General features: G+C 53.5%; 23 protein-coding genes. 15 read left to right on the forward strand and 8 right to left on the reverse strand.

From position 1 onward, the window contains the following. Window positions 1-21 precede the first annotated feature (21 nt). Both AC6EMZ_RS00370 and AC6EMZ_RS00375 read left to right on the forward strand, forming a co-directional pair. Window positions 22-567, forward strand: coding sequence for an antibiotic biosynthesis monooxygenase (locus AC6EMZ_RS00370; RefSeq protein ID WP_498400388.1), 546 nt, complete (start codon window positions 22-24; stop codon window positions 565-567). A gap of 21 nt (window positions 568-588) precedes the next feature. Next, on the forward strand, window positions 589-2457 hold the full coding sequence (locus AC6EMZ_RS00375) for an amidohydrolase (RefSeq protein ID WP_498400389.1): 1869 nt from the start codon (window positions 589-591) through the stop codon (window positions 2455-2457). Window positions 2458-2502: 45 nt separating this feature from the next. Here AC6EMZ_RS00375 and AC6EMZ_RS00380 read toward each other — a convergent pair whose 3' ends face one another. After that, window positions 2503-3105 (reverse strand): peroxiredoxin C, encoded by a 603-nt coding sequence (locus AC6EMZ_RS00380; RefSeq protein ID WP_498400390.1) that lies wholly within the window; start codon window positions 3103-3105, stop codon window positions 2503-2505. Between the two features lie 127 nt (window positions 3106-3232). Next, window positions 3233-3814, reverse strand: coding sequence for an ACP phosphodiesterase (acpH, locus tag AC6EMZ_RS00385; RefSeq protein ID WP_498400392.1), 582 nt, complete (start codon window positions 3812-3814; stop codon window positions 3233-3235). 91 nt (window positions 3815-3905) lie between these two features. On the opposite strand from acpH, the gene queA reads away from it, so the two are divergent. The 6 genes from queA (at window position 3906) to AC6EMZ_RS00415 (ending at window position 10864) form a co-directional block, all read left to right on the forward strand. Further along, complete coding sequence (queA, locus tag AC6EMZ_RS00390) at window positions 3906-4976, forward strand: tRNA preQ1(34) S-adenosylmethionine ribosyltransferase-isomerase QueA (protein ID WP_498400393.1); 1071 nt, start codon at window positions 3906-3908, stop codon at window positions 4974-4976. A gap of 53 nt (window positions 4977-5029) precedes the next feature. Next, entirely contained in the window at window positions 5030-6157 is a 1128-nt protein-coding gene (gene tgt / locus AC6EMZ_RS00395) for a tRNA guanosine(34) transglycosylase Tgt (protein WP_498400395.1), read from the forward strand. A 22-nt stretch (window positions 6158-6179) separates the two neighbouring features. Further along, window positions 6180-6512 carry a preprotein translocase subunit YajC gene (gene yajC / locus AC6EMZ_RS00400; RefSeq protein ID WP_062773927.1) on the forward strand — a complete coding sequence of 111 codons (333 nt, stop codon included), beginning with the start codon at window positions 6180-6182 and terminating at the stop codon, window positions 6510-6512. A gap of 26 nt (window positions 6513-6538) precedes the next feature. Beyond that, a complete protein-coding gene (secD, locus tag AC6EMZ_RS00405; protein ID WP_498400396.1) occupies window positions 6539-8386 on the forward strand; it encodes a protein translocase subunit SecD in 1848 nt (615 codons plus the stop codon). A gap of 10 nt (window positions 8387-8396) precedes the next feature. Next, window positions 8397-9368, forward strand: coding sequence for a protein translocase subunit SecF (gene secF, locus AC6EMZ_RS00410; protein ID WP_498400397.1), 972 nt, complete (start codon window positions 8397-8399; stop codon window positions 9366-9368). Between the two features lie 116 nt (window positions 9369-9484). After that, the gene (locus AC6EMZ_RS00415) at window positions 9485-10864 is read left to right on the forward strand and encodes a M24 family metallopeptidase (RefSeq protein ID WP_498400398.1); all 1380 of its coding nucleotides are present in this window, start codon (window positions 9485-9487) and stop codon (window positions 10862-10864) included. A gap of 49 nt (window positions 10865-10913) precedes the next feature. Here AC6EMZ_RS00415 and AC6EMZ_RS00420 read toward each other — a convergent pair whose 3' ends face one another. Together AC6EMZ_RS00420 and AC6EMZ_RS00425 are read right to left on the reverse strand one after the other, a co-directional pair. Further along, a complete protein-coding gene (locus tag AC6EMZ_RS00420) occupies window positions 10914-11798 on the reverse strand; it encodes a nucleoside-specific channel-forming protein Tsx (RefSeq protein ID WP_498400399.1) in 885 nt (294 codons plus the stop codon). 266 nt (window positions 11799-12064) lie between these two features. Next, a complete protein-coding gene (locus AC6EMZ_RS00425) occupies window positions 12065-12604 on the reverse strand; it encodes a SadB/YajI family lipoprotein (protein ID WP_498400401.1) in 540 nt (179 codons plus the stop codon). A gap of 154 nt (window positions 12605-12758) precedes the next feature. On the opposite strand from AC6EMZ_RS00425, the gene nrdR reads away from it, so the two are divergent. From nrdR to thiL, 5 genes are all read left to right on the forward strand, one after another. Next, complete coding sequence (nrdR, locus tag AC6EMZ_RS00430; protein WP_498400402.1) at window positions 12759-13208, forward strand: transcriptional regulator NrdR; 450 nt, start codon at window positions 12759-12761, stop codon at window positions 13206-13208. 4 nt (window positions 13209-13212) lie between these two features. Continuing rightward, window positions 13213-14316 carry a bifunctional diaminohydroxyphosphoribosylaminopyrimidine deaminase/5-amino-6-(5-phosphoribosylamino)uracil reductase RibD gene (gene ribD / locus AC6EMZ_RS00435; RefSeq protein ID WP_498400403.1) on the forward strand — a complete coding sequence of 368 codons (1104 nt, stop codon included), beginning with the start codon at window positions 13213-13215 and terminating at the stop codon, window positions 14314-14316. Window positions 14317-14403: 87 nt separating this feature from the next. Further along, window positions 14404-14874 (forward strand): 6,7-dimethyl-8-ribityllumazine synthase, encoded by a 471-nt coding sequence (gene ribH / locus AC6EMZ_RS00440; RefSeq protein ID WP_498400405.1) that lies wholly within the window; start codon window positions 14404-14406, stop codon window positions 14872-14874. A gap of 20 nt (window positions 14875-14894) precedes the next feature. Continuing rightward, the gene (nusB, locus tag AC6EMZ_RS00445) at window positions 14895-15314 is read left to right on the forward strand and encodes a transcription antitermination factor NusB (protein WP_498400406.1); all 420 of its coding nucleotides are present in this window, start codon (window positions 14895-14897) and stop codon (window positions 15312-15314) included. 76 nt (window positions 15315-15390) lie between these two features. Further along, entirely contained in the window at window positions 15391-16362 is a 972-nt protein-coding gene (gene thiL / locus AC6EMZ_RS00450; protein WP_498400407.1) for a thiamine-phosphate kinase, read from the forward strand. A 31-nt stretch (window positions 16363-16393) separates the two neighbouring features. Here thiL and AC6EMZ_RS00455 read toward each other — a convergent pair whose 3' ends face one another. From AC6EMZ_RS00455 to xseB, 4 genes are all read right to left on the reverse strand, one after another. Continuing rightward, entirely contained in the window at window positions 16394-17368 is a 975-nt protein-coding gene (locus AC6EMZ_RS00455) for an aldo/keto reductase (protein ID WP_498400408.1), read from the reverse strand. A gap of 65 nt (window positions 17369-17433) precedes the next feature. Continuing rightward, the gene (gene dxs / locus AC6EMZ_RS00460) at window positions 17434-19296 is read right to left on the reverse strand and encodes a 1-deoxy-D-xylulose-5-phosphate synthase (RefSeq protein WP_498400409.1); all 1863 of its coding nucleotides are present in this window, start codon (window positions 19294-19296) and stop codon (window positions 17434-17436) included. A 24-nt stretch (window positions 19297-19320) separates the two neighbouring features. Next, window positions 19321-20220, reverse strand: coding sequence for a (2E,6E)-farnesyl diphosphate synthase (ispA, locus tag AC6EMZ_RS00465; protein ID WP_498400410.1), 900 nt, complete (start codon window positions 20218-20220; stop codon window positions 19321-19323). Beyond that, the gene (gene xseB / locus AC6EMZ_RS00470) at window positions 20221-20463 is read right to left on the reverse strand and encodes an exodeoxyribonuclease VII small subunit (RefSeq protein ID WP_498400411.1); all 243 of its coding nucleotides are present in this window, start codon (window positions 20461-20463) and stop codon (window positions 20221-20223) included. Between the two features lie 198 nt (window positions 20464-20661). Between xseB and thiI the strand changes: the two genes are divergently transcribed. Together thiI and AC6EMZ_RS00480 are read left to right on the forward strand one after the other, a co-directional pair. Further along, window positions 20662-22110, forward strand: a complete 1449-nt coding sequence (thiI, locus tag AC6EMZ_RS00475; protein ID WP_498401447.1) for a tRNA uracil 4-sulfurtransferase ThiI — start codon at window positions 20662-20664, stop codon at window positions 22108-22110. A 67-nt stretch (window positions 22111-22177) separates the two neighbouring features. Continuing rightward, the gene (locus AC6EMZ_RS00480; RefSeq protein ID WP_498400412.1) at window positions 22178-22912 is read left to right on the forward strand and encodes a GntR family transcriptional regulator; all 735 of its coding nucleotides are present in this window, start codon (window positions 22178-22180) and stop codon (window positions 22910-22912) included. Window positions 22913-22939: the final 27 nt, after the last annotated feature.

Genomic DNA, 22939 nt, shown 5'->3' on the forward strand with positions numbered 1-22939 from the left:
TTCAAAGATCAGGAAAACTTCATGGCACATACAGCACATGTGACGTTGGTGATCACCCATACCCTGCTTGCCGGACAGGAACAACGCTACGAGCAGTGGCTGGCCAAAATTATGCCCATTGCGGCAGAATTTCCCGGCCATCTCGGCGCGAACGTTATCCGCCCACCAGCGGGACAAAACCTGTGGACGGTGGTGATTCGCTTCGACACCATTGAGCATCTCTATGCATGGACGCAGTCCGACACCCGCGCGCTGCTGGTGAAGGAGATCGAACCGCTGCTGGCCGAAGGCGACAAAATTGAAGTCCGTACCGAGGCGGCATTTTGGTTTACTCCCCCAGAATCACACGTTCGTAAGCCAAAATCGTGGAAGCAGTTTCTGCTCACGTTACTGGTGATTTTCCCCAGCACCAACGTGGTGCCGAAGATCACCGGGGCGCTGCTTCCTGGCCTGAAAGGTTCTCTATTCCTGCATTTTCTGAATGATGCCTTCGTGGTTGCGCTGGTGGTCTGGCTATGGATGCCCATCGTGACCCGCCTGTTCGCCGGATGGCTAAAAAAAGCCTGATTCGGCTTCGAGGAGTACGTTATGTCTCAAAAGGCCACACTGATTTTAACGAAAGGTACGATCCACACGCTCGATCGTGAAAATCCGCAAACCGACGCGGTCGCGATTGCAGACGGTAAGATCATCGCGACCGGCAGTCACGATCGCATCATGAGCTATGCCGCCGAAGGCACGCAAATCATCGATCTCAAGGGCAGTACGGTCATCCCAGGGCTCAATGATTCGCATATGCATTTGATTCGTGGTGGGCTGAATTACAACCTTGAACTGCGCTGGGAAGGCGTACCGTCGCTGGCGGATGCGTTACGGATGCTCAAAGTGCAAGCCGATCGGACGCCAACGCCGCAGTGGGTGCGCGTGGTGGGCGGCTGGAGCGAATTCCAGTTTGCCGAGCGTCGCATGCCGACGATTGAAGAACTGAACGAGGCTGCGCCGGATACGCCCGTTTTTGTGCTGCATTTGTATGACCGCGCGTTGCTCAACCGTGCCGCGCTAAAAGCGGTTGGCTATACCAACGCGACACCAAATCCGCCGGGTGGCGAAATTGTCCGGGACAATAACGGCAACCCAACCGGGATGCTGATTGCCAAACCTAATGCCATGATCCTGTACTCAACGCTGGCTAAAGGGCCGAAGCTGCCGCTGGAGCAGCAGGTGAATTCGACACGTCAGTTTATGCGCGAGCTGAATCGCTTAGGGCTCACCAGCGCCATTGATGCGGGGGGCGGTTTCCAGAACTACCCGGAAGATTACGAAATTATCGACGAGCTGCACGCTAAATCGCAAATGACGATCCGCATCGCTTACAACCTTTTCACCCAGCGGCCGCAGCATGAGCTGGAAGATTTTGAGCGCTGGACCGATATGCTCAAGCCGGGACAGGGGACTGATTTCTATCGTGCCAACGGCGCGGGGGAGATGCTGGTCTTTTCGGCAGCGGATTTTGAAGATTTCCTGCAACCGCGCCCGGATCTACCAGAAGGTATGGAAGACGAACTGGAGCGCGTGGTACGCCATCTGGTAGAGAACCGCTGGCCGTTCCGCCTGCACGCCACCTACGATGAATCCATCAGTCGGATGTTGGATGTGTTCGAGAAAGTGAACCGCGATATTCCGTTCAACGGTCTGCATTGGTTCTTCGATCATGCGGAAACCATCACCGAGCGCAATATCGAACGTGTGAAAGCGCTCGGCGGCGGCATAGCCGTGCAGCATCGTATGGCCTTCCAGGGGGAGTACTTTGTCGACAGATATGGTAACGATGCGGTGAAACACACGCCGCCGGTCGCGAAAATGCTGGAGCTGGAGGTACCGGTAGGGTTGGGGACGGACGCCACTCGTGTCGCGAGTTATAACCCGTGGACCGCACTCTACTGGCTGGTATCCGGGCGCACCGTAGGCGGGCTGGCGATGTACGATGACAGTAACCGATTGCCGCGCGACGTGGCGCTGGAGCTGTGGACCGCAGGCAGCGCCTGGTTCTCCAGCGAACAGGGCAAGAAAGGGCGCATTGTGGCAGGGCAGCTTGCCGATCTGGTGGTGCTGTCAAAAGACTACTTCAGCGTGTCGGAGGAGGAGATCAAAGGTATTGAATCGGTGCTGACGATCGTCGACGGCAAAGTGGTCTATGCCGCCGGGCATTTCGGTCCACTGTCGCCACCGCCTATCCCGGTACTGCCGGAGTGGTCGCCGGTAGTGAACGTGCCTGGGCATTACCGGTCCGCGCCGCCCGTGGCGTCGAAGGTGGGCGCTGTGGTGCAAATGCATCAATGTATCGGCAGCTGTGGTGTGCACGGCCATGAGCATGGCATCGCACGACATTCCGGAATTCCAGTTTCCGACGATCGGGCATTCTGGGGAGTATTAGGCTGTTCTTGTTTCGCGTTCTAAACAAAAAAGGCTCGCTAAGCGAGCCTTTTTAATCTCTATGCCAAATTACAGGCTAGAAACGTTTTCGCTCAGGTATTTAGCCACGCCGTCCGGAGACGCGTTCATACCTTCTTTGCCTTTTTCCCACTGAGCCGGGCACACTTCACCGTGCTCTTCGTGGAACTGCAGCGCGTCAACCATGCGCAGCATTTCGTCAACGTTACGACCCAGTGGCAGATCGTTCACTACCTGGTGACGAACGATGCCGTTAGCGTCGATCAGGAAAGAACCACGCAGTGCAACGCCAGCGTCCGGATGTTCGATACCGTAAGCCTGCTGGATTTCACGTTTGATGTCCGCAACCATTGCGTATTTCACTGCACCGATGCCGCCTTTGTCGACAGGGGTGTTACGCCATGCGTTGTGTACAAACTCAGAGTCGAAAGAAACGCCAACAACTTCAACGCCGCGTTTCTGGAATTCTTCGTAACGCTTGTCGAATGCGATCAGTTCTGATGGGCAAACGAAGGTGAAGTCCATCGGCCAGAAGAACAGAACGGTAGCTTTACCATTGGTGTGCTGTTTGAAATTAAAATTATCAACGATTTCACCGTTGCCCAGAACAGCTGCTGCCGTAAAATCTGGGGCCGGACGAGTTACCAGAACCATGTGATTCTCCTGTAGATACTAAGGTTATTTGGAACGCAACGCGTGCCATTATAGAGAGTGTTTGGCAGGATGACAAAGAGGTGCGGGCAATCGTTCAGCCAGCTTTTACCTATCAATCACATTTCTGCTAAAGCGCTTTATTTTTTGCCTGCGCCATCATTCGCGGGTAAAACTGCCAGAAACGCGCTTCCAGAGCATCGTAATGGGTGTCCAGGTCTTGCCACGAATCGCGCAACGCGTCCAGGCGTGGGCGACGGCTGGCCATTCCATTCAGCACGTTCTGAATAAATTCCATCTCGCGATAGCGCTCCAACCAGCGTTCGGACCACAAGTATTCATTCAGATTGATAAAGCGCGGCGGAGAGTCCGGCAAAATGGTTGCCACTTGAGAATGGGCATAACGGACAAATTCCGGCAATGACATCTCGGGCGAGACCTGTGCCCAATGACGCGAAAGAAAGTGGTCCCACATGACATCCAGAGTGATGGGTGCAACGCGGCGCGTTTCCGGGCGGAACCAGGCTTTCGCTTCTGTGACTTCAGGCAGGTTATCCGTCAGCACATCGATGCGGCGATGCATGAAAATACCGTCCACGACCTCGGCAGGATAGTCATCTGCCGGGTTACCGCGAACGAAGTCCGCCAGCAAATTACCCGAAAGGGAGCTGTCAGCGAGATGGGCGAGGTGCAGGTGTGCGAGAAAATTCATGCGTTTTAAGATCCGATTACGGCTAGTTGTTGCAGCAAAGGAGCGTGAGCACTAGACTAAGCCGCCTGTTTTTAAGTCACGAGTATAAGTCATGCGCGTCGCCAATTTCTCTTTTGAATTACCTGATTCCCTGATTGCCCACTATCCGCAGCCGGAGCGCAGTGGCTGCCGCTTGCTGTCCCTGGACGGGCCGACGGGCGCGCTGACGCACGGTACTTTCACCGATTTGCTCGACAAGCTCAACCCTGGCGATCTGCTGGTCTTTAACAATACCCGCGTGATTCCCGCCCGTCTGTTTGGCCGTAAAGCCAGCGGCGGCAAGATTGAAGTGCTGGTCGAACGTATGCTCGATGATAAGCGTATTCTGGCACATATTCGCGCGTCCAAAGCGCCAAAGCCTGGCGCGGAACTGCTGCTGGGTGATGACGAGAGCATCAATGCCACCATGACTGCCCGCCACGGCGCGCTGTTTGAAGTGGAGTTTAACGACGAACGTCCGGTACTGGATATTCTGAATGCTATCGGCCACATGCCGCTGCCGCCGTATATCGACCGTCCAGATGAAGAAGCCGATCGCGAACTTTATCAGACCGTCTACAGCGAGAAACCGGGTGCCGTTGCCGCACCGACGGCGGGTCTGCATTTTGACGAGCCGCTGCTGGAAAAACTGCGCGAGAAAGGCATTCAGATGGCGTTTGTCACGCTGCACGTGGGCGCTGGGACCTTCCAGCCTGTGCGCGTGGACACCATCGAAGATCACATCATGCACTCCGAATATGCCGAAGTGCCGCAGGATGTAGTCGATGCTGTGCTGGCTGCGAAAGCCCGCGGTAGTCGCGTGATTGCCGTCGGCACCACGTCCGTGCGTTCTCTGGAAAGCGCCGCCCAGGCCGCAAAAGCTGGCCTCATTGAGCCATTCTTTGGTGACACGCAGATCTTCATTTACCCAGGTTATCAGTACAAAGTGATTGATGCGCTGGTGACCAATTTTCATCTGCCTGAATCGACTTTGATTATGCTGGTGTCCGCCTTCGCGGGTTATCAGCATACAATGAATGCCTACAAGGCTGCGGTAGAACAAAATTATCGCTTTTTTAGCTACGGGGACGCGATGTTTATCACGTACAATCCGCAGGCTTTGAATGAGCGTGTCGGGGAATAAGTCCGCGACACTGATTTATCGCGTTGGACTGTTTTTCTGGCGCTGGAGAAATAATGAAATTTGAACTCGATACCACCGACGGACGCGCACGTCGCGGTCGCCTGGTGTTTGATCGCGGCGTGGTTGAAACGCCTGCGTTTATGCCTGTGGGCACCTACGGCACCGTAAAAGGGATGACGCCGGAAGAAGTCGAAGCCACTGGCGCGCAAATTATCCTCGGTAACACCTTCCACCTGTGGCTGCGCCCGGGCCAGGAAGTGATGAAACTGCACGGCGACCTGCATGATTTTATGCAGTGGAAAGGCCCGATTCTGACCGATTCCGGCGGCTTCCAGGTCTTCAGCCTGGGTGATATCCGTAAAATCACCGAACAAGGCGTGCATTTCCGCAACCCTATTAACGGCGATCCGATTTTCCTCGATCCAGAAAAGTCGATGGAGATTCAATACGATCTCGGTTCCGATATTGTCATGATCTTCGACGAATGTACGCCTTATCCTGCAGACTGGGATTATGCTAAACGTTCGATGGAGATGTCTTTGCGCTGGGCGCAACGTAGTCGTGACCGCTTTGACTCGCTGGAAAACAAAAATGCGCTGTTCGGCATTATTCAGGGCAGCGTTTACGAAGATTTACGTGATATCTCTGTTAAAGGTCTGGTAGAGATAGGTTTTGATGGCTACGCTGTCGGCGGTTTAGCTGTGGGTGAGCCAAAGGAAGACATGCACCGCATCCTGGAGCATGTTTGCCCGCAAATCCCAGCTGATAAACCACGATACCTGATGGGCGTTGGCAAACCAGAAGATCTGGTTGAAGGCGTACGTCGCGGCATTGATATGTTCGACTGCGTCATGCCAACCCGTAACGCGCGTAACGGGCATCTGTTTGTTACCGATGGCGTGGTGAAAATCCGTAATGCGAAGCATAAAAGCGACACCAGCACGCTCGACGCCGAGTGTGATTGCTATACCTGTCGTCATTATTCTCGTGCGTACCTTTATCATCTCGATCGTTGCAATGAGATTTTAGGCGCGCGTCTCAACACCATTCATAATCTTCGTTATTATCAGCGCTTAATGGCTGGTTTACGTAAGGCTATCGAAGAGGGTAAATTAGAGAGCTTCGTGACCGATTTTTACCAACGTCAGGGTCGTGAAGTTCCACCTTTGAACGTTGACTAATTTAATAAATGAGGGAATTTGAATGAGCTTTTTTATTTCTGATGCGGTAGCAGCAACAGGCGCTCCATCGCAGGGCAGCCCAATGTCTCTGATTCTGATGCTGGTGGTGTTTGGTCTGATTTTCTACTTCATGATCCTGCGCCCACAGCAGAAACGTACTAAAGAACACAAAAATCTGATGAGCTCCATCGCGAAAGGCGATGAAGTCCTGACCAATGGTGGTCTGGTGGGTCGCGTAACGAAAGTTGCTGAGACTGGCTATATCTCCATCGCGCTGAACGACACCACCGAAGTGGTTATCAAGCGTGACTTCGTCGCTGCCGTACTGCCTAAAGGCACTATGAAAGCGCTGTAATCCCACTTTTCCCAAAGGGAACTGCCGTGTTAAACCGTTATCCTTTGTGGAAGTACGTCATGCTGGTCGTCGTGATTGTCGTCGGCCTGCTGTATGCGCTTCCCAACCTGTATGGTGAGGATCCGGCTGTTCAAATCACTGGCGCGCGCGGTGTCGCCGCCAGTGAGCAAACGCTGATCCAGGTCCAGAACACTTTACAACAAGAAAAAATTACCGCTAAGTCTGTGGCACTGGAAGAGGGCGCAATTCTTGCTCGCTTCGACACCACCGATACGCAGCTTCGCGCCCGTGAGGCGCTGATGGGCGTGCTGGGTGATAAGTATGTCGTGGCGTTGAACCTTGCTCCTGCAACCCCGCGTTGGTTAGCTGCCATTAACGCTGAGCCGATGAAACTCGGTCTCGATCTGCGTGGCGGCGTTCACTTCCTGATGGAAGTGGATATGGATACCGCGCTCGGTAAGCTGCAGGAACAGAATATGGACGGCCTGCGCAGCGATCTGCGCGAAAAAGGCATTCCTTACACCAACGTGCGTAAGGAAGATAACTACGGAATGAGCATCACGTTCCGTGACGGTACCGCTCGCGATCAGGCGGTTGATTATCTGACTACGCGTCACCGCGATCTGGTGATTTCTCGCCAGGGCAGCAACCAGCTGCGCGCCGTGATGACCGATACACGCCTGAGTGAAGCGCGTGAATATGCGGTACAGCAGAACATCAATATCCTGCGTAACCGTGTCAACCAGTTGGGTGTCGCTGAGCCACTGGTACAGCGTCAGGGTGCTGACCGTATCGTCGTTGAGCTGCCGGGTATTCAGGATACTGCGCGTGCCAAAGAGATTTTGGGTGCGACCGCAACGCTGGAATTCCGTCTGGTCAATACCAACGTCGATCAGTCTGCTGCGGCTTCTGGCCGTGTACCGGGTGATTCTGAAGTGAAGCAGACTCGTGAAGGTCAGCCTGTTGTGCTGTTCAAACGCGTGATTCTGACCGGTGACCACATCACCGACTCCACTTCAAATCAGGACGAATACAACCAACCGCAGGTGAACATCTCGCTGGATAGCGCGGGTGGTAACATCATGTCTAACTTCACTAAGGACAACATCGGTAAGCCGATGGCGACCCTGTTCGTGGAGTACAAAGACAGCGGCAAGAAAGATGCCAACGGTCGTGCGATTCTGGTGAAAGAAGAAGAGGTGATTAACGTCGCTAACATCCAGTCTCGTCTGGGTAACAGCTTCCGTATCACTGGTATCAGCAACCCGAACGAAGCGCGTCAGCTCTCCTTGCTGCTGCGTGCCGGTGCGCTGATTGCGCCGATTCAGATTGTTGAAGAACGTACCATCGGTCCAACGCTGGGTATGCAGAACATCACTCAGGGTCTGGAAGCCTGCCTGGCAGGTCTGGCCGTCTCCATCCTCTTTATGCTCTTCTTCTATAAGAAGTTCGGTCTTATCGCGACGAGTGCGCTTATCGCCAACCTGGTGCTGATCATCGGTATTATGTCCCTGCTGCCAGGGGCGACTCTGACCATGCCGGGTATCGCGGGTATCGTCCTAACCCTTGCGGTTGCGGTCGATGCCAACGTACTGATAAACGAGCGTATCAAAGAAGAACTGAGCAACGGTCGCTCTGTACAACAGGCGATTGATGAAGGTTATAAAGGCGCATTTAGCTCTATCTTCGATGCGAACGTTACAACACTGATTAAGGTTCTGATCCTGTATGCAGTGGGTACTGGCGCAATCAAAGGCTTTGCTATCACTACCGGTATCGGTGTAGCAACGTCAATGTTTACCGCTATTGTCGGCACCCGTGCCATCGTGAACCTGCTGTATGGCGGCAAGCGCGTCAAAAAGCTGTCTATCTGAGGAGTGCGTTGTGGCACAGGAATATACTGTTGAACAATTGAACCACGGCCGTAAAGTCTGGGACTTTATGCGCTGGGACAACTGGGCGTTTGGCATTTCAGGCTTTCTGCTGATTGTGTCCATCGCGATTATCGGCGTCCGTGGTTTTAACTGGGGTCTGGATTTCACCGGTGGTACGGTGATTGAAATTACCCTGGAAAAACCGGCCGATCTGGACCAAATGCGTCAGGCACTGCAAAAGGCGGGCTTTGAAGAGCCGCAGTTACAGAACTTTGGCAGCAGCCGTGACATCATGGTGCGTATGCCTCCGGTACACGATGCCAACGGCAGCCAGGAGTTGGGTAGCAAGGTCGTAAACGTTATTAACCAGGCGACCAGCCAGGACGCAACGGTTAAGCGTATCGAGTTTGTTGGTCCAAGCGTGGGTGCCGATCTGGCGCAGAACGGTGCGATGGCCCTGCTGGCCGCGCTGATCTCCATTCTGGTCTACGTTGGTTTCCGCTTTGAATGGCGTCTGGCGGCGGGTGTGGTTATCGCCCTGGCGCACGACGTGGTCATCACCATGGGTGTGCTATCGCTGTTCCACATTGAAGTCGACCTGACAATCGTGGCATCTCTGATGTCGGTTATCGGTTACTCACTGAACGACAGCATCGTGGTATCTGACCGTATTCGTGAGAACTTCCGTAAGATCCGTCGCGGTACGCCGTACGAAATCTTTAACGTTTCACTGACCCAAACGCTGCACCGTACGTTGATCACATCCGGGACCACCTTAATGGTTATCCTGATGCTGTTCCTCTTCGGTGGCCCGATTCTGGAAGGCTTCTCGCTGACCATGTTGATCGGTGTTTCCATCGGTACGGCGTCTTCAATCTACGTCGCGTCCGCGCTGGCGTTGAAGCTGGGTATGAGACGCGAGCACTTGCTCCAGCAGAAAGTTGAAAAGGAAGGGGCGGACCAGCCGTCCATCCTGCCGTAACGGCAACAGCATTCTGATAACGGAATCCCGGTCGCAAGGTCGGGATTTTTTTATTACACATTCCCGAATTTTGGTTACTCTCCGTCAATAGATCGAAATGACATGGAGTAATGCCGATGCCTACTGTAAGCCTTTCTGCTGTACCTCAACCTGCCGTCTGGCACGATTTATTTTCTGTTACGCTGAGCGATGAGACTTTGTGTGAGCGTCATTCGAAAGTACTCGACCGGATGCGGCAGCAGGGACTTGATACGCTGGTTGTTTATGCCGATAAAGAACACGGCGGCAACTTCGAGTACCTCACCGGTTTTATTCCCCGTTTCGAAGAAGCACTGCTGATCCTGCAAAAAGAAGGCGAATCCGTGCTGGTATTAGGCAACGAGAATCTCAAGCTGGCAGCACATGCCCGACTTGAGAATCATGTTGTGCATGCACCATGGTTTTCGCTACCGAATCAGCCGATGGATAATCAAAAATCGCTGTCGGTGCTGCTACAGGAAGCCGGTATTACTGCGGATAAACGTATTGGGCTCGCAGGCTGGAAGCTTTTTACGGGCATAGCTGATGAGACGTCGCAGATGTTCGACCTGCCTGCGTTCATCGTTGATGCGATTCGTCAGGCTGGCGGTAATAGGCTGCAAAATGCGACCGGAATTTTTATCGCACCGGACAGCGGCGCGCGTGTCGTTAACAATCCCAATGAGCTGGCGCACTACGAATACGGTGCTAATCTGGCATCCACTGCGATCCTCTCCGCAATCAACGCCATTGAGCCTGGCAAAACGGAAAAGCAGATCGGCGCGTTGCTGGCGGCAGAAGGGCAGCCCAATAATGTGGTGATGATTGCCGGTACCGGTGACCGCTTCGCAAAGGCGAATCTTTATCCCAGCGACAAAGTTATCCAGCGTGGCGATAAATTTTCACTGACGACCAGTTACAAAGGTGGGCTAAGCAGTCGCGCTGCTTATGTTGTTGATAATGAAACTGAGCTTGCGCCTGCGGTGGCTGACTATCTCGACGTCGTGGCAAAGCCCTATTTCCAGGCGGTCGTGACCTGGCTTGAGAATCTGCGCATCGGTATGCGTGGCGGTGAGATGTACTCCCTCATTGAGAGCGTTCTGCCAAAAGCTGAGTATCACTGGCATCTGAACCCAGGGCATCTGGTGGCAGATGAAGAGTGGCTGTGCTCGCCCATTGGTCCTGGTTCGATGGCCACATTGCAAAGCGGGATGATCCTGCAAATCGATATTATCCCCTCGCGAGCGGGCTACGCAGGAGCCAGTATCGAAGATTCGGTGGCGCTGGCGGATGAGGCTCTGCGTCATGACATTGAAGCGCGTTATCCTGAGCTTTGGCAGCGTATTGTCATCCGGCGCGGCTACATCGAGCGTGCGATCGGCATTCGGTTGCCTGAAGACGTGCTGCCATTTTCTAATACCGTCGGCTATTTGCGCCCGTGGCTGTTAGATCACTCGCGAGCGCTGGTCTGTCGATGATAAATAAAAAAGCCAGCGTTTAAGCTGGCTTTCTTTTGCCGGTTACAGCTTAGAAGTTGTAACCCACGACCAGGTAACCACCCCAGCCGGTAGAACGGACGCTGAAGTCGCCGTTGCCGAAGTTCAGGCTTGCATCGTCGTTCCATTGACCACCGTTGTGCCAGTAACGAGCAACAACTGAGTAGTGCCAGTGATCGTAGTTCAACGCCAGAATGTGGCTGGAAGCGATCGAGTCGTTAGTACGCGCTTTCTTGCCATTCAGATCGCTGAAGTCGTTATCGCCCAGGTCTGAGCCCCAGTCGAAGTTAGTGAAGCCGATGTAGCTCAGGTTGCCGCCCCACAGCTGGGTGATCGGTACAAAGTATTTCACTTTGAAACGGTAGCCATCCCACTCGTTTTCGTTTGCGGCACCATAGTTCTGCCACTGGTATTTTGCGTACACGTTCATGGACAGGCTCATCGGCAGACCGGTGTCGATGTCGGTGCCCAGACCCATGTACCACGTGCTCTGACGACCGGACGCGTTGCGGCCCATGTCGTAGATGTAGTTATTCGCAATGTACCACTCTTTGAATGGACCGAAGCTCAGGTCTGCGCCCGTCAGCTTGTCGATTGAGAAGCGTGGTTCGATTTCCATGAACAATGGAGAACCGTGGTTCCAGATACCTTTAGCATCGGTGTTACCACCAAAGAAGACAGGGGCGTCCATATAGCCGTAGAAATCAAACCAGTCTTTCTTAGCGAAGGCTTCGTATTCAAGGTAAGTATCGTTACGGATTTGTGGTCCAAAACGGGTGTGGTAACTGCCCACCACGTTAACGCTCTGATGCCACCAGTCTGAAACATATTCAGGTTTATCGTTTTCCGCTGCGTTAACAACGAAAGAAGTAGAAATTGCCAGTGCTGCACCGGCTGCTAATAATGTTTTTTTCATAATCATGCCACTGATTGAAATTCCCTTCCGGGAGTGAAAAATGCGCGATTTGCGTTTCAAAATATTTCGTGTCTCTGCGGAGCCTATTATAGGAATCCCTGCTCACAAAAATATGTGTTGTTTCACATATCTATCATGCACGTAATCGATTGCGTTCACGTTTGCGTACTTTAAACGGCAAAAAATGCCAGGGCAATCATTTATGCTACGAATCTTTGCGGAATGTTGATGAAAGCGGAACGTATAGTTACGTTCCGCTAAAAGGATTACTGCGCGGTGGGCTGAATATCGTGAATGCGGATAAAACCTAGCTGCTCTGGGGTGATGCCGCTAAGTTGCAGTGGAATGTCCACATCGCTGGGTGCCAGCACGCTCGCGGGCGCACTGATAAGTTGGTTCTTAACGTTCACTTCCTGGTAGCTCTCGGTCGTCCCCTGGATCTGACCCCACTCTACGGTACCGGTAAAAGCAGGTAGTGGGTCGTTAGACTCCCCTTGAATACGCAGCGTCGCGCGCGTACCGTCGGTGTTTGGCGAGACGTTAACCAGTGACATTTTCAGGGTACCCACCTGACTCTTCAAGCGGGCGGGGGTATTCGCCCCTGGCAACAGGTAAACACCGCTACTCGATTTGGCATTTAGCGCGTTTTGCTGGGTAATTTTGACGGTTTCCTGGTTCAGCTTGCTCATCGCAGTATTGAGCGTGCTCACGCTCTCTTTCATCTCGCGGACTTCATGTTGCTGTGCACAGGCGCTAAGGGTGAAGAAACTTCCCACCAACAGAATTCTTAGGTAACGTCTTGTCATTGCGTTTATTTCCTTGAATTAACGGATCGTCATAATGGTAGCTAGCCTAAGGCTGTCTGGCATAGATCCTTTGTCTCAAAAAGCGCTCTTCCTTTGTTGTCAGCCCAGTTCGGGGTAAAATAGAGTTCAGTTAACCAGATAGTCAGGACACCGTATGCATTGCCCATTCTGTTCCGCTGTGGATACCAAAGTAATCGACTCACGTCTCGTGGGAGAAGGATCTTCTGTACGTCGCCGTCGTCAGTGTCTGGTGTGTAACGAGCGATTCACCACGTTTGAGGTGGCGGAGCTGGTGATGCCTCGTGTCGTGAAAAGTGACGAAGTACGCGAGCCATTCAACGAAGAAAAACTGCGTCGCGGCATGCTAAAAGCACTGGAAAAACGGCCAGTTAGCGCAGATGACGTCGAAATGGCGCTCAATCATATCAAATCGCACCTGCGTGGCACCGGTGAGCGCGAAGTGCCAAGTAAAATGATTGGCAATCTGGTGATGGAGCAATTGAAAAAGCTCGATAAAGTTGCCTATATCCGCTTCGCCTCTGTGTATCGCAGTTTCGAAGATATCAAAGAGTTTGGCGAAGAGATCGCCCGCCTACAGGATTAAGCCCATGCAGGATGAGATTTACATGGCGCGAGCGCTGAAGTTGGCGCAGCGCGGGCGTTTTACGACCCATCCCAACCCGAATGTCGGCTGCGTTATCGTTAAAGACGGTGAGATTGTCGGCGAAGGTTTTCATTATCGCGCCGGGGAACCCCACGCGGAAGTCCATGCTTTGCGTATGGCGGGCGAGAACGCGCGCGGTGCAACAGCCTACGTCACCCTGGAACCTTGCAGCCATCACGGGCGTACACCGCCGTGCTGTGAGGCATTAATTGCTGCGGGCGTTTCGCGCGTTGTCGCCGCGATGCAGGATCCGAATCCGCAGGTTGCCGGGCGCGGGTTGTATCGCCTGCAACAGGAGGGCATCGATGTCAGCCACGGCCTGATGATGCAGGATACTGAATCCCTGAATAAAGGGTTCCTTAAGCGGATGAGAACCGGTTTTCCGTACATTCAGCTTAAGCTGGGTGCTTCGCTCGATGGCCGGACAGCGATGGCAAACGGTGAAAGCCAGTGGGTGACCTCTCCGGAGTCAAGGCGCGATGTGCAACGTCTGCGTGCGCAAAGCCATGCTATTCTCACCAGCAGTGAAACCGTGTTGGCAGACAACCCAGCCATGACCGTACGCTGGGATGAGCTGAGCGCAGATACGCAGGCGCTTTATCCGCAAGAAAATCTGCGCCAGCCTCTGCGTATTGTGATTGATAGTCAGAATCGCGTAACGCCTGAGCACCGTATTGTGCACCAGCCAGGAGAAACGGTGTTTGCCCGCACGAAAGAAGACAGCCGAGAGTGGCCGGAAAGGGTGCGCAGCATCATGGTGCCTGAACATAACGGCCATCTCGATTTAGTGGTACTTATGATGCTGCTCGGCAGGCAACAGGTGAACAGTATTTGGGTCGAAGCGGGGCCCAACCTTGCAGGAGCCTTATTGCAGGCGGGGCTAGTTGATGAGCTTCTCGTCTACGTCGCGCCTAAACTATTAGGTAATGAGGCACGTGGTCTGTTTGTCCTGCCCGGCCTTGAAAAACTGGCTGATGCACCGCAATTCAAATTCAGCGAGATACGCCCGGTTGGGCCTGATGTGTGCCTGCACTTAACACCTGTGTGAGGCTTTCTGAAATAGGGAAGCAGTACGCAAATTATTATGATAAAATCCGCCCCCCTGCGGGGCTAAATGAACCCGTAAAGGAAGAGTATGAACATTATTGAAGCTGCTGTTGCTACCCCGGACGCTCGCGTCGCCATCACCATTGCGCGTTTCAACAACTTTATCAACGACAGCCTGCTGGATGGCGCGATTGACGCCCTGAAACGTATCGGCCAGGTAAAAGATGAAAACATTACCGTTGTTTGGGTTCCAGGTGCTTACGAACTGCCTCTGGCAGCGGGCGCTTTGGCAAAAACCGGTAAATACGACGCGGTGATTGCATTGGGTACAGTTATTCGTGGCGGTACTGCTCACTTCGAATACGTTGCGGGCGGTGCAAGCAATGGTCTGGCGCACGTTGCACAGGATTCTGAAATCCCTGTCGCGTTTGGCGTACTGACCACCGAAAGTATTGAACAAGCCATCGAACGTGCTGGCACCAAAGCCGGTAACAAGGGTGCAGAAGCTGCACTGACCGCGCTTGAAATGATCAACGTATTGAAAGCCATTAAGGCCTGATTTTTTGTAAGGGGAAATCCGTGAAACCTGCTGCTCGTCGCCGCGCCCGTGAATGTGCTGTCCAGGCACTTTATTCCTGGCAGTTGTCCCAGAACGACATCTCTGATGTCGAATATCAGTTCCTGGCGGAACAAGACGTCAAAGACGTTGATGTCCTGTACTTCCGTGAACTGCTGTCGGGAGTGGCGACTAATAGCGCGTATCTCGACGGTTTGATGAAGCCGTATCTGTCCCGTCTGCTCGAAGAGCTGGGTCAGGTAGAGAAAGCGGTGCTGCGTATTGCGCTGTTTGAGCTGTCTAAACGTGAAGATGTGCCGTACAAAGTCGCCATTAACGAAGCTATCGAACTGGCGAAAACCTTCGGTGCTGAAGATAGCCACAAATTTGTGAATGGCGTGCTGGATAAAGCCGCACCGTCGATCCGTCCCCGCAAAAAGTGATTCGCAAACCGGAGTTCTGCGTTGCCTTGAGCAGCGTAGGCTCCGGTTTTTTCTTTTCTTTGCTGAGGCATAACGTATGGCTTGCGGCGAATTCTCCCTGATTGCCCGTTATTTTGATCGTGTCCGAACCTCTCGTCTTGATGTTGAAACGGGTATCGGCGACGACTGTGCACTTCTTAATATCCCCGAAAAACAGACCCTGGCGATCAGCACTGATACGCTGGTTAGCGGTCGTCATTTCCTGCCTGACATCGATCCTGCCGATTTGGCCTATAAAGCGCTGGCGGTAAATGTGAGCGATCTGGCTGCGATGGGGGCCGATCCTGCGTGGTTAACGCTGGCGTTGACCTTGCCCAATGTCGATGAAGCTTGGCTTGAAGCCTTCAGTGACGAGTTGTTTGAACAACTTAACTATTACGATATGCAGCTGATTGGCGGCGATACTACCGCCGGTCCGCTGTCGATGACGCTGGCGATCCACGGCTATGTGCCCGTCGGGCGCGCGTTAAAGCGCTCTGGTGCAAAACCAGGCGACTGGATTTACGTCACCGGTACACCGGGTGACAGTGCGGCAGGGCTGGCGATTTTGCAAAATAGATTAAGCGTGAGCGACGTCGATGATGCTGCTTATCTGGTGAAGCGTCATTTGCGTCCGACCCCGCGTATTTTACACGGCCAGGCGCTGCGCGATCGCGCCAGCTCGGCGATTGATCTTTCCGATGGGCTGATCTCCGATCTGGGGCATATCCTGAAAGCCAGCGGCGTCGGCGCGCGGGTTGATTTGGATGCTTTCCCGCTTTCAGAACAAATGCGAAAACATGTTGAACCTGAACAGGCGCTGCGCTGGGCGTTGTCCGGCGGCGAAGATTACGAGCTGTGCTTCACCGTACCGGAGCTCAATCGTGGGACGTTGGATGTGGCGCTGAATCATGTAGGTGCATCGTTTACCTGCATCGGCCAAATTCTTCCTGAAAGCGAAGGCTTACAGTTTGTGCAGGACGGTTCGCCCGTGACGCTCGACTGGAAAGGGTACGATCATTTCGCGTGATAAAGCCGGGCAAATGTGCCCGGCTGATGCGCTATTTAAACCCCACCACCGGATGCGGTTGATACGGCGTTTCCAGTTCGGCTATTTGTTCTGGCGTCAGCGTTAAATCCACCGCATTGAGCAGTTCATCTAATTGTTCTTCCCGCGATGTGCCGATTATCGGGGCGGCGACGCCACGTTTGCTGAGTAGCCAGGCCAGTGCCACCTGCGCTCGCGTGGCACCAACGTCGTCGGCAATACCCGCCAGTCGCTCAGCAACTAGCGCATCGCTGGCTTCTGCCTCGTTATACAGATTTTTCCCGACCTCATCGGAAACTGAACGAGCGGTGGTTTCTCCCCATGGGCGGGTTAAACGTCCGCGTGCCAGTGGGCTCCAGGGGATCACCGCGACACCTTCCTGGTAACACAGCGGCAGCATTTCGCGTTCTTCTTCTCGATAAATCAGATTGTAATGATCCTGCATGGTGACAAAGCGCGCCCAGCCGTTCTGAACCTGAAGGTTCAGCGCTTCGGCAAACTGAGATGCATGCATCGATGATGCGCCGATATAACGCGCTTTACCCGCTTTCACTACGTCGTTCAGCGCTTCCAGCGTCTCTTCAATCGGCGTGTTGTAATCCCAGCGGTGGATTTGCAGCAGATCGACGTAGTCCATATTCAGACGCGAGAGGCTGTCGTCAATGGATCGCAGGATTTGCGCCCGGGATAAACCTTCGGTGAGATTGCCTGATGGATAATAGACTTTCGTGGCGACGACAACCTCTTCACGGCGAGCAAAGTCACGCAGCGCGCGACCAACGATCTCTTCGCTGCTGCCATCGGAGTAGCTATTCGCGGTATCAAAGAAGTTAATGCCGCCGTCGAGGGCATGTTTGATGATGAGACGGCTGCTCTCTTCCGGCAGCGTCCAGGCGTGATTTCCCCGATCGGGTTCGCCAAAGGTCATGCAGCCGAGACAAAGGCGAGAAACCTTAAGATCCGTTTTACCTAATATGTTGTATTGCATGGTTTTGCTCCTGCTATTTTGTCAAACGTTACCGTTAAGCATAGCAGGAGCGAAAAGAGGAGGGATTACGCCAGCCAGTCGCGGATTTTTGCTTCGATGCCAGCGGCATCAAGGCCAATCTCAGCGCGGGCTTCATCCTGCGTGCCTTGCGGGATAAAACGATCCGGCAGGCCGAGATTGAGTACCGGTACGGCTTTACGCTTCGCCATCAGCACTTCGTTCACGCCGCTGCCCGCACCGCCCATAATGGCGTTTTCTTCAAGCGTGACCAGCGAATCGTGACGCGAGGCCATCTCCAGAATCAGCGCTTCATCGAGCGGTTTTACAAAGCGCATATCCACGAGCGTGGCGTTAAGCGTTTCGGCGACCTTGACCGCTTCAGGCATTAATGTCCCGAAGTTCAGGATCGCCAGTTTTTCGCCGTGGCGCTTAACGATACCTTTGCCGATGGGCAGTTTTGCCAGTGGAGCCAGCTCGACGCCAACGGCGTTACCACGCGGATAACGCACTGCACACGGACCATCCTGGTAGTGATAGCCGGTAAACAACATCTGGCGACATTCATTTTCATCGCTTGGCGTCATCACAACCATGTCCGGGATACAGCGCAGGAAAGAGAGATCGAACGCGCCCTGGTGCGTCTGTCCATCGGCACCCACGATACCCGCGCGGTCAATAGCAAACAGCACCGGCAGCTTCTGGATCGCCACGTCGTGAATAACCTGATCGTACGCGCGTTGCAGGAAGGTGGAATAGATGGCCACGATAGGCTTATAACCGCCGATCGCCAGACCCGCTGCAAACGTCACCGCGTGCTGCTCGGCAATCGCCACATCAAAATATTGGTCAGGATATTTTTTTGAAAACTCGACCATGCCGGAGCCTTCGCGCATGGCAGGCGTAACGGCCATCAACTTGTTATCTTTCGCCGCTGTTTCGCACAACCAGTCGCCAAAAATCTTAGAGTAGCTCGGCATCCCGCCGCTGCTTTTTGGCAGGCAACCACTGGTAGGATCGAATTTCGGTACGGCGTGGAAGGTAATAGGATCTTTTTCAGCAGGCTCGTAGCCACGACCTTTCTTGGTCATGATATGCAAGAACTGCGGGCCTTTCAGATCACGCATGTTTTTAAGGGTGGTGATGAGACCCAGAACATCATGTCCATCGACCGGGCCGATATAGTTAAAGCCCAGCTCTTCGAACAGCGTGCCAGGCACGACCATGCCTTTGATATGTTCTTCGGTGCGTTTTAACAGCTCTTTAATCGGCGGTACGCCGGAGAAGACTTTTTTGCCGCCTTCACGCAGCGTTGAATAAAGCTTGCCGGACAGCAACTGCGCAAGATGATTATTCAGCGCACCTACGTTTTCGGAAATCGACATTTCATTGTCGTTAAGCACAACCAGCATATCCGGCTTGATATCGCCCGCGTGGTTCATCGCCTCAAAGGCCATGCCAGCGGTGATAGCACCATCGCCAATCACGCAGACGGTGCGGCGCTGTTTGTTCTCTTTGCCTGCCGCGACGGCAATGCCGATACCTGCGGAAATAGACGTGGACGAGTGGCCGACGCTTAAAACATCGAACTCGCTCTCACCGCGCCATGGGAACGGATGCAGGCCGCCTTTCTGGCGAATAGTGCCAATTTTATCGCGACGGCCGGTCAGAATTTTGTGCGGATAAGCCTGATGGCCCACGTCCCAGATCAACTGATCGAACGGGGTGTTATAGACGTAATGGAGCGCAACGGTCAGCTCTACCGTGCCAAGCCCGGAGGCGAAATGTCCGCTGGAACGACTGACGCTGTCGAGCAAATAACGACGTAATTCGTCGCAAAGCTTCGGCAGGCTCTCTTTCGGCAACAGACGTAACTCCTGGGTGGTGTCAACCAACGCCAGCGTCGGGTACTTGGCAATATCAAAACTCATCAAAGGCTCATCGGGATAGTGTGTTTATTTATCACGCTGGATTATATAGTCCGCTAGCGCTTCCAGTGCCGAGGTGTCCAGTGACTGTGCGGCCAGTTCATTTAAAGACTGGCGGGCATCAGCAATCAGGTCCCGGGCTTTACGTTGGGCTTGCTCGAGGCCCAACAAGGCGGGGTAGGTACTTTTGCCAAGCTGCTGATCGGCACCCTGACGTTTTCCCAATATTGCAGTATCGCCCACCACATCCAGAATGTCATCCTGAACCTGGAATGCCAGGCCGATACTTTCTGCGTATCTGTCCAGGATTGGCAGGGCTTTACGCCCTTGCTCGCCAGCGCTCAGCGCGCCCAGACGAACGGCTGCGCGAATCAATGCGCCGGTTTTATGACGGTGAATTCTCTCAAGCTGTTCCAGATTAACCTGATGCCCTTCGGCTTCTAAATCCAGTGCTTGTCCACCGCACATACCCGCCACGCCGCTGGCCATCGCCAGTTCAGAGATCATCGCCAGGCGATCGCTTGCGGCCACTTCAACCATTGGCGCATCGCTCAAAATAGAAAACGCCAGCGTTTGCAGGGCATCCCCCGCCAGAATGGCGTTGGCTTCACCAAACTTGATATGGCAGGTCGGTTGACCGCGACGGAGATCGTCGTCGTCCATCGCCGGTAAATCATCGTGAATCAGCGAATAGGCATGAATGCATTCCACGGCAGCCGCTGGCGCATCCAGTGTGGTATCGCTGATGCCAAAAATGTTGCCTGTGGCATACACCAGAAACGGGCGGAGACGCTTTCCACCTAAGAGTGCGCCATAGTGCATGGCCTCAACCAGTGGAGTGTTCTGAAAAGGCTGCGGCTCGATAAAGCGGCGCAACGCCTCGTTGGCACGCTCAACACGAGCATGAAGCTCTTGGCTGAAGTCCATTTACTCGGCGTCCGGGGTGAATGGCGTGGTCGCCGCGTCATCGCTATCAGAAAGTAGGATCTGCACGCGTTGTTCCGCCTGTTGCAGTTTGACCTGTCCCTGGCGCGCGAGCTGTACGCCGCGTTCGAATTCGTTGAGCGCATCTTCCAACGGCAGGTCGCCGCTTTCGAGGCGTGTCACAATGTTCTCCAGTTCACTCAGCGCAGTTTCGAAACTGGCCGGTGCGTCATTTTTCTTTGGCATAGTGAATTTTTGACTCTCATGTATTCGGCCCCGATATGGTAACGGACTCAGGGCAATTATCAAATAACGCGCAATGTGCACAGGAGCCGCGCGATGGTGGTATACTTGCGCGCCTGGATGCAGCCTGGTGGATATGCAGGCTGCTGTACTTTCTTCCATCACAAGCCTTTACCGGCTTGCCAACGAAATATTGCCGCCATGAAGTTTATCATTAAATTGTTCCCGGAAATCACTATCAAAAGCCAATCTGTGCGTTTGCGCTTTATTAAAATACTGACCGGAAACATTCGTAACGTATTAAAGAACTACGAAGAAACGCTCGCCATCGTTCGTCACTGGGATCACATTGAAGTTCGTGCCAAAGACGAGAACCAACGTTTGCAAATTCGCGATGAGCTGACGCGTATTCCTGGGATCCATCATATCCTGGACGTTGAAGATGTGCCGTTCACCTCGCTTCACGATATCTTCGAACAAGCGCTGGAGCAGTTCCGCTCCGAGGTTGAGGGGAAATCGTTCTGCGTGCGCGTTAAGCGCCGCGGTAAACATGAGTTCACCTCCATCGAAGCCGAACGCTACATTGGTGGCGGTTTCAACCAGCACATTGAGTCTGCGCGCGTGAAGCTGACTCGTCCGGACGTGACCGTCAATCTCGAAATCGAAAACGATCGTCTGCTGCTGGTCAAAGGCCGCTACGAAGGTATCGGTGGTTATCCTATCGGGACGCAGGAAGACGTGCTGTCGCTGATTTCCGGTGGTTTTGATTCCGGCGTGTCCAGCTACATGCTGATGCGTCGCGGTTGTCGCGTGCATTACTGCTTCTTTAATCTGGGCGGCGCGGCACATGAAATCGGCGTTCGTCAGGTAGCACATTATCTGTGGAACCGCTTTGGCCGTTCCCATCGCGTGCGCTTTGTGGCGATCAACTTTGAACCGGTTGTGGGCGAAATCCTCGAAAAAGTCGACGACGGCCAGATGGGCGTGGTGCTTAAGCGCATGATGGTTCGCGCGGCCTCACAGGTTGCTGAACGCTACGGCGTGCAGGCGCTGGTGACCGGCGAAGCGCTGGGCCAGGTCTCCAGCCAGACGCTGACCAACCTGCGTCTAATCGACAACGTATCGGACACCCTGATCCTGCGCCCGCTGATTTCTCACGATAAAGAACATATTATCGATATGGCGCGTGAAATCGGTACTGAAGATTTTGCCCGTACCATGCCGGAATACTGCGGTGTTATCTCGAAAAGCCCAACCGTAAAAGCGGTGAAGGCGAAGATCGAAGCGGAAGAACAGAATTTCGATTTCGCTATCCTGGATAAGGTTGTCTCAGAAGCCACCAACGTGGATATCCGCGAGATTGCCCAGCAGACTGCTCAGGAAGTGGTTGAAGTCGAAACCGTCAGCGGTTTTGGCGCGAACGATGCGATTCTGGATATTCGTTCCGTCGATGAGCAAGATGCGAGCCCATTGAAAGTGGAAGGCGTTGAAGTCGTCTCCCTGCCTTTCTATAAGTTGAGCACTAAGTTCGGCGATCTGGATCAGAGCAAAACGTATCTGCTGTGGTGTGAGCGCGGTGTGATGAGTCGCCTTCAGGCGCTGTATCTGCGCGAGCAGGGCTTTGCCAACGTGAAGGTGTATCGCCCGTAGTCCATTGCCCGGTGGCGCTTCGCTCACCGGGCCTACGGTATCGTGCTTTTGTTGGTGTGAGGATGACATGCAGAAGAAGCATAAATACTGGGAAATAAAAGAGAAAATCAAAAAAGATATTCTCGAACAGAAATATAAAAAGGGCGAGAGCATCCCCTCGGAGCGCGAGCTTGCCAGTATTTATGACGTCACGCGGGTTACCGTTCAGAAAGCCATGGCTAACCTGGTTCAGGAAGGCTACATCGAGCGTATTCACGGCAAAGGCATGTTTGTTCTCAAGAACACCGCTAATAACATTTATGTTTTAAACAATGAAAAAAGCGACAGTATTCTTGGATTCTCACGTGAATTTCAGGGGCGCGTAAAAGTCACCAGTCGCCTGCTGACCTTTACTACCGTGAAAGCGGATGCCGTTCTGGCACAGCACCTTGAAATAGAGCCGGAAGAGGAAGTGTGGTTTATTCGCCGCGTCCGTCTGCTGGACGGAAAACCGGTGCTGATCGAGGACAGTAATATTCCACTTAAGGTCATTGCCACCATCCCTCAGTCCATTCTTGAAGAGGGGTCGCTGTATGGCTATATCGAAGAATTCACCGGTAATAAAATCAGCGATGCCGATTCGCTCATTGAGGCCGATCTGTTTGATGACGAACTGGCTGGCCTGCTTGATATCGCACCGGGGCTGCCGATGCTGAAAATCACCGAGGTCACGCGTCTGAGTGATGCCAGGGCGTTTAACTTTTCTGTCAGCTACAACCGGGCAGATATTTTCCGCGTCAAGAATATGCGTATTGAAAGATAACAGGCGCGGGTGCGCCTGTTGTCGGGA

Source organism: Enterobacter sp. SCRI0065, assembly GCF_059766475.1.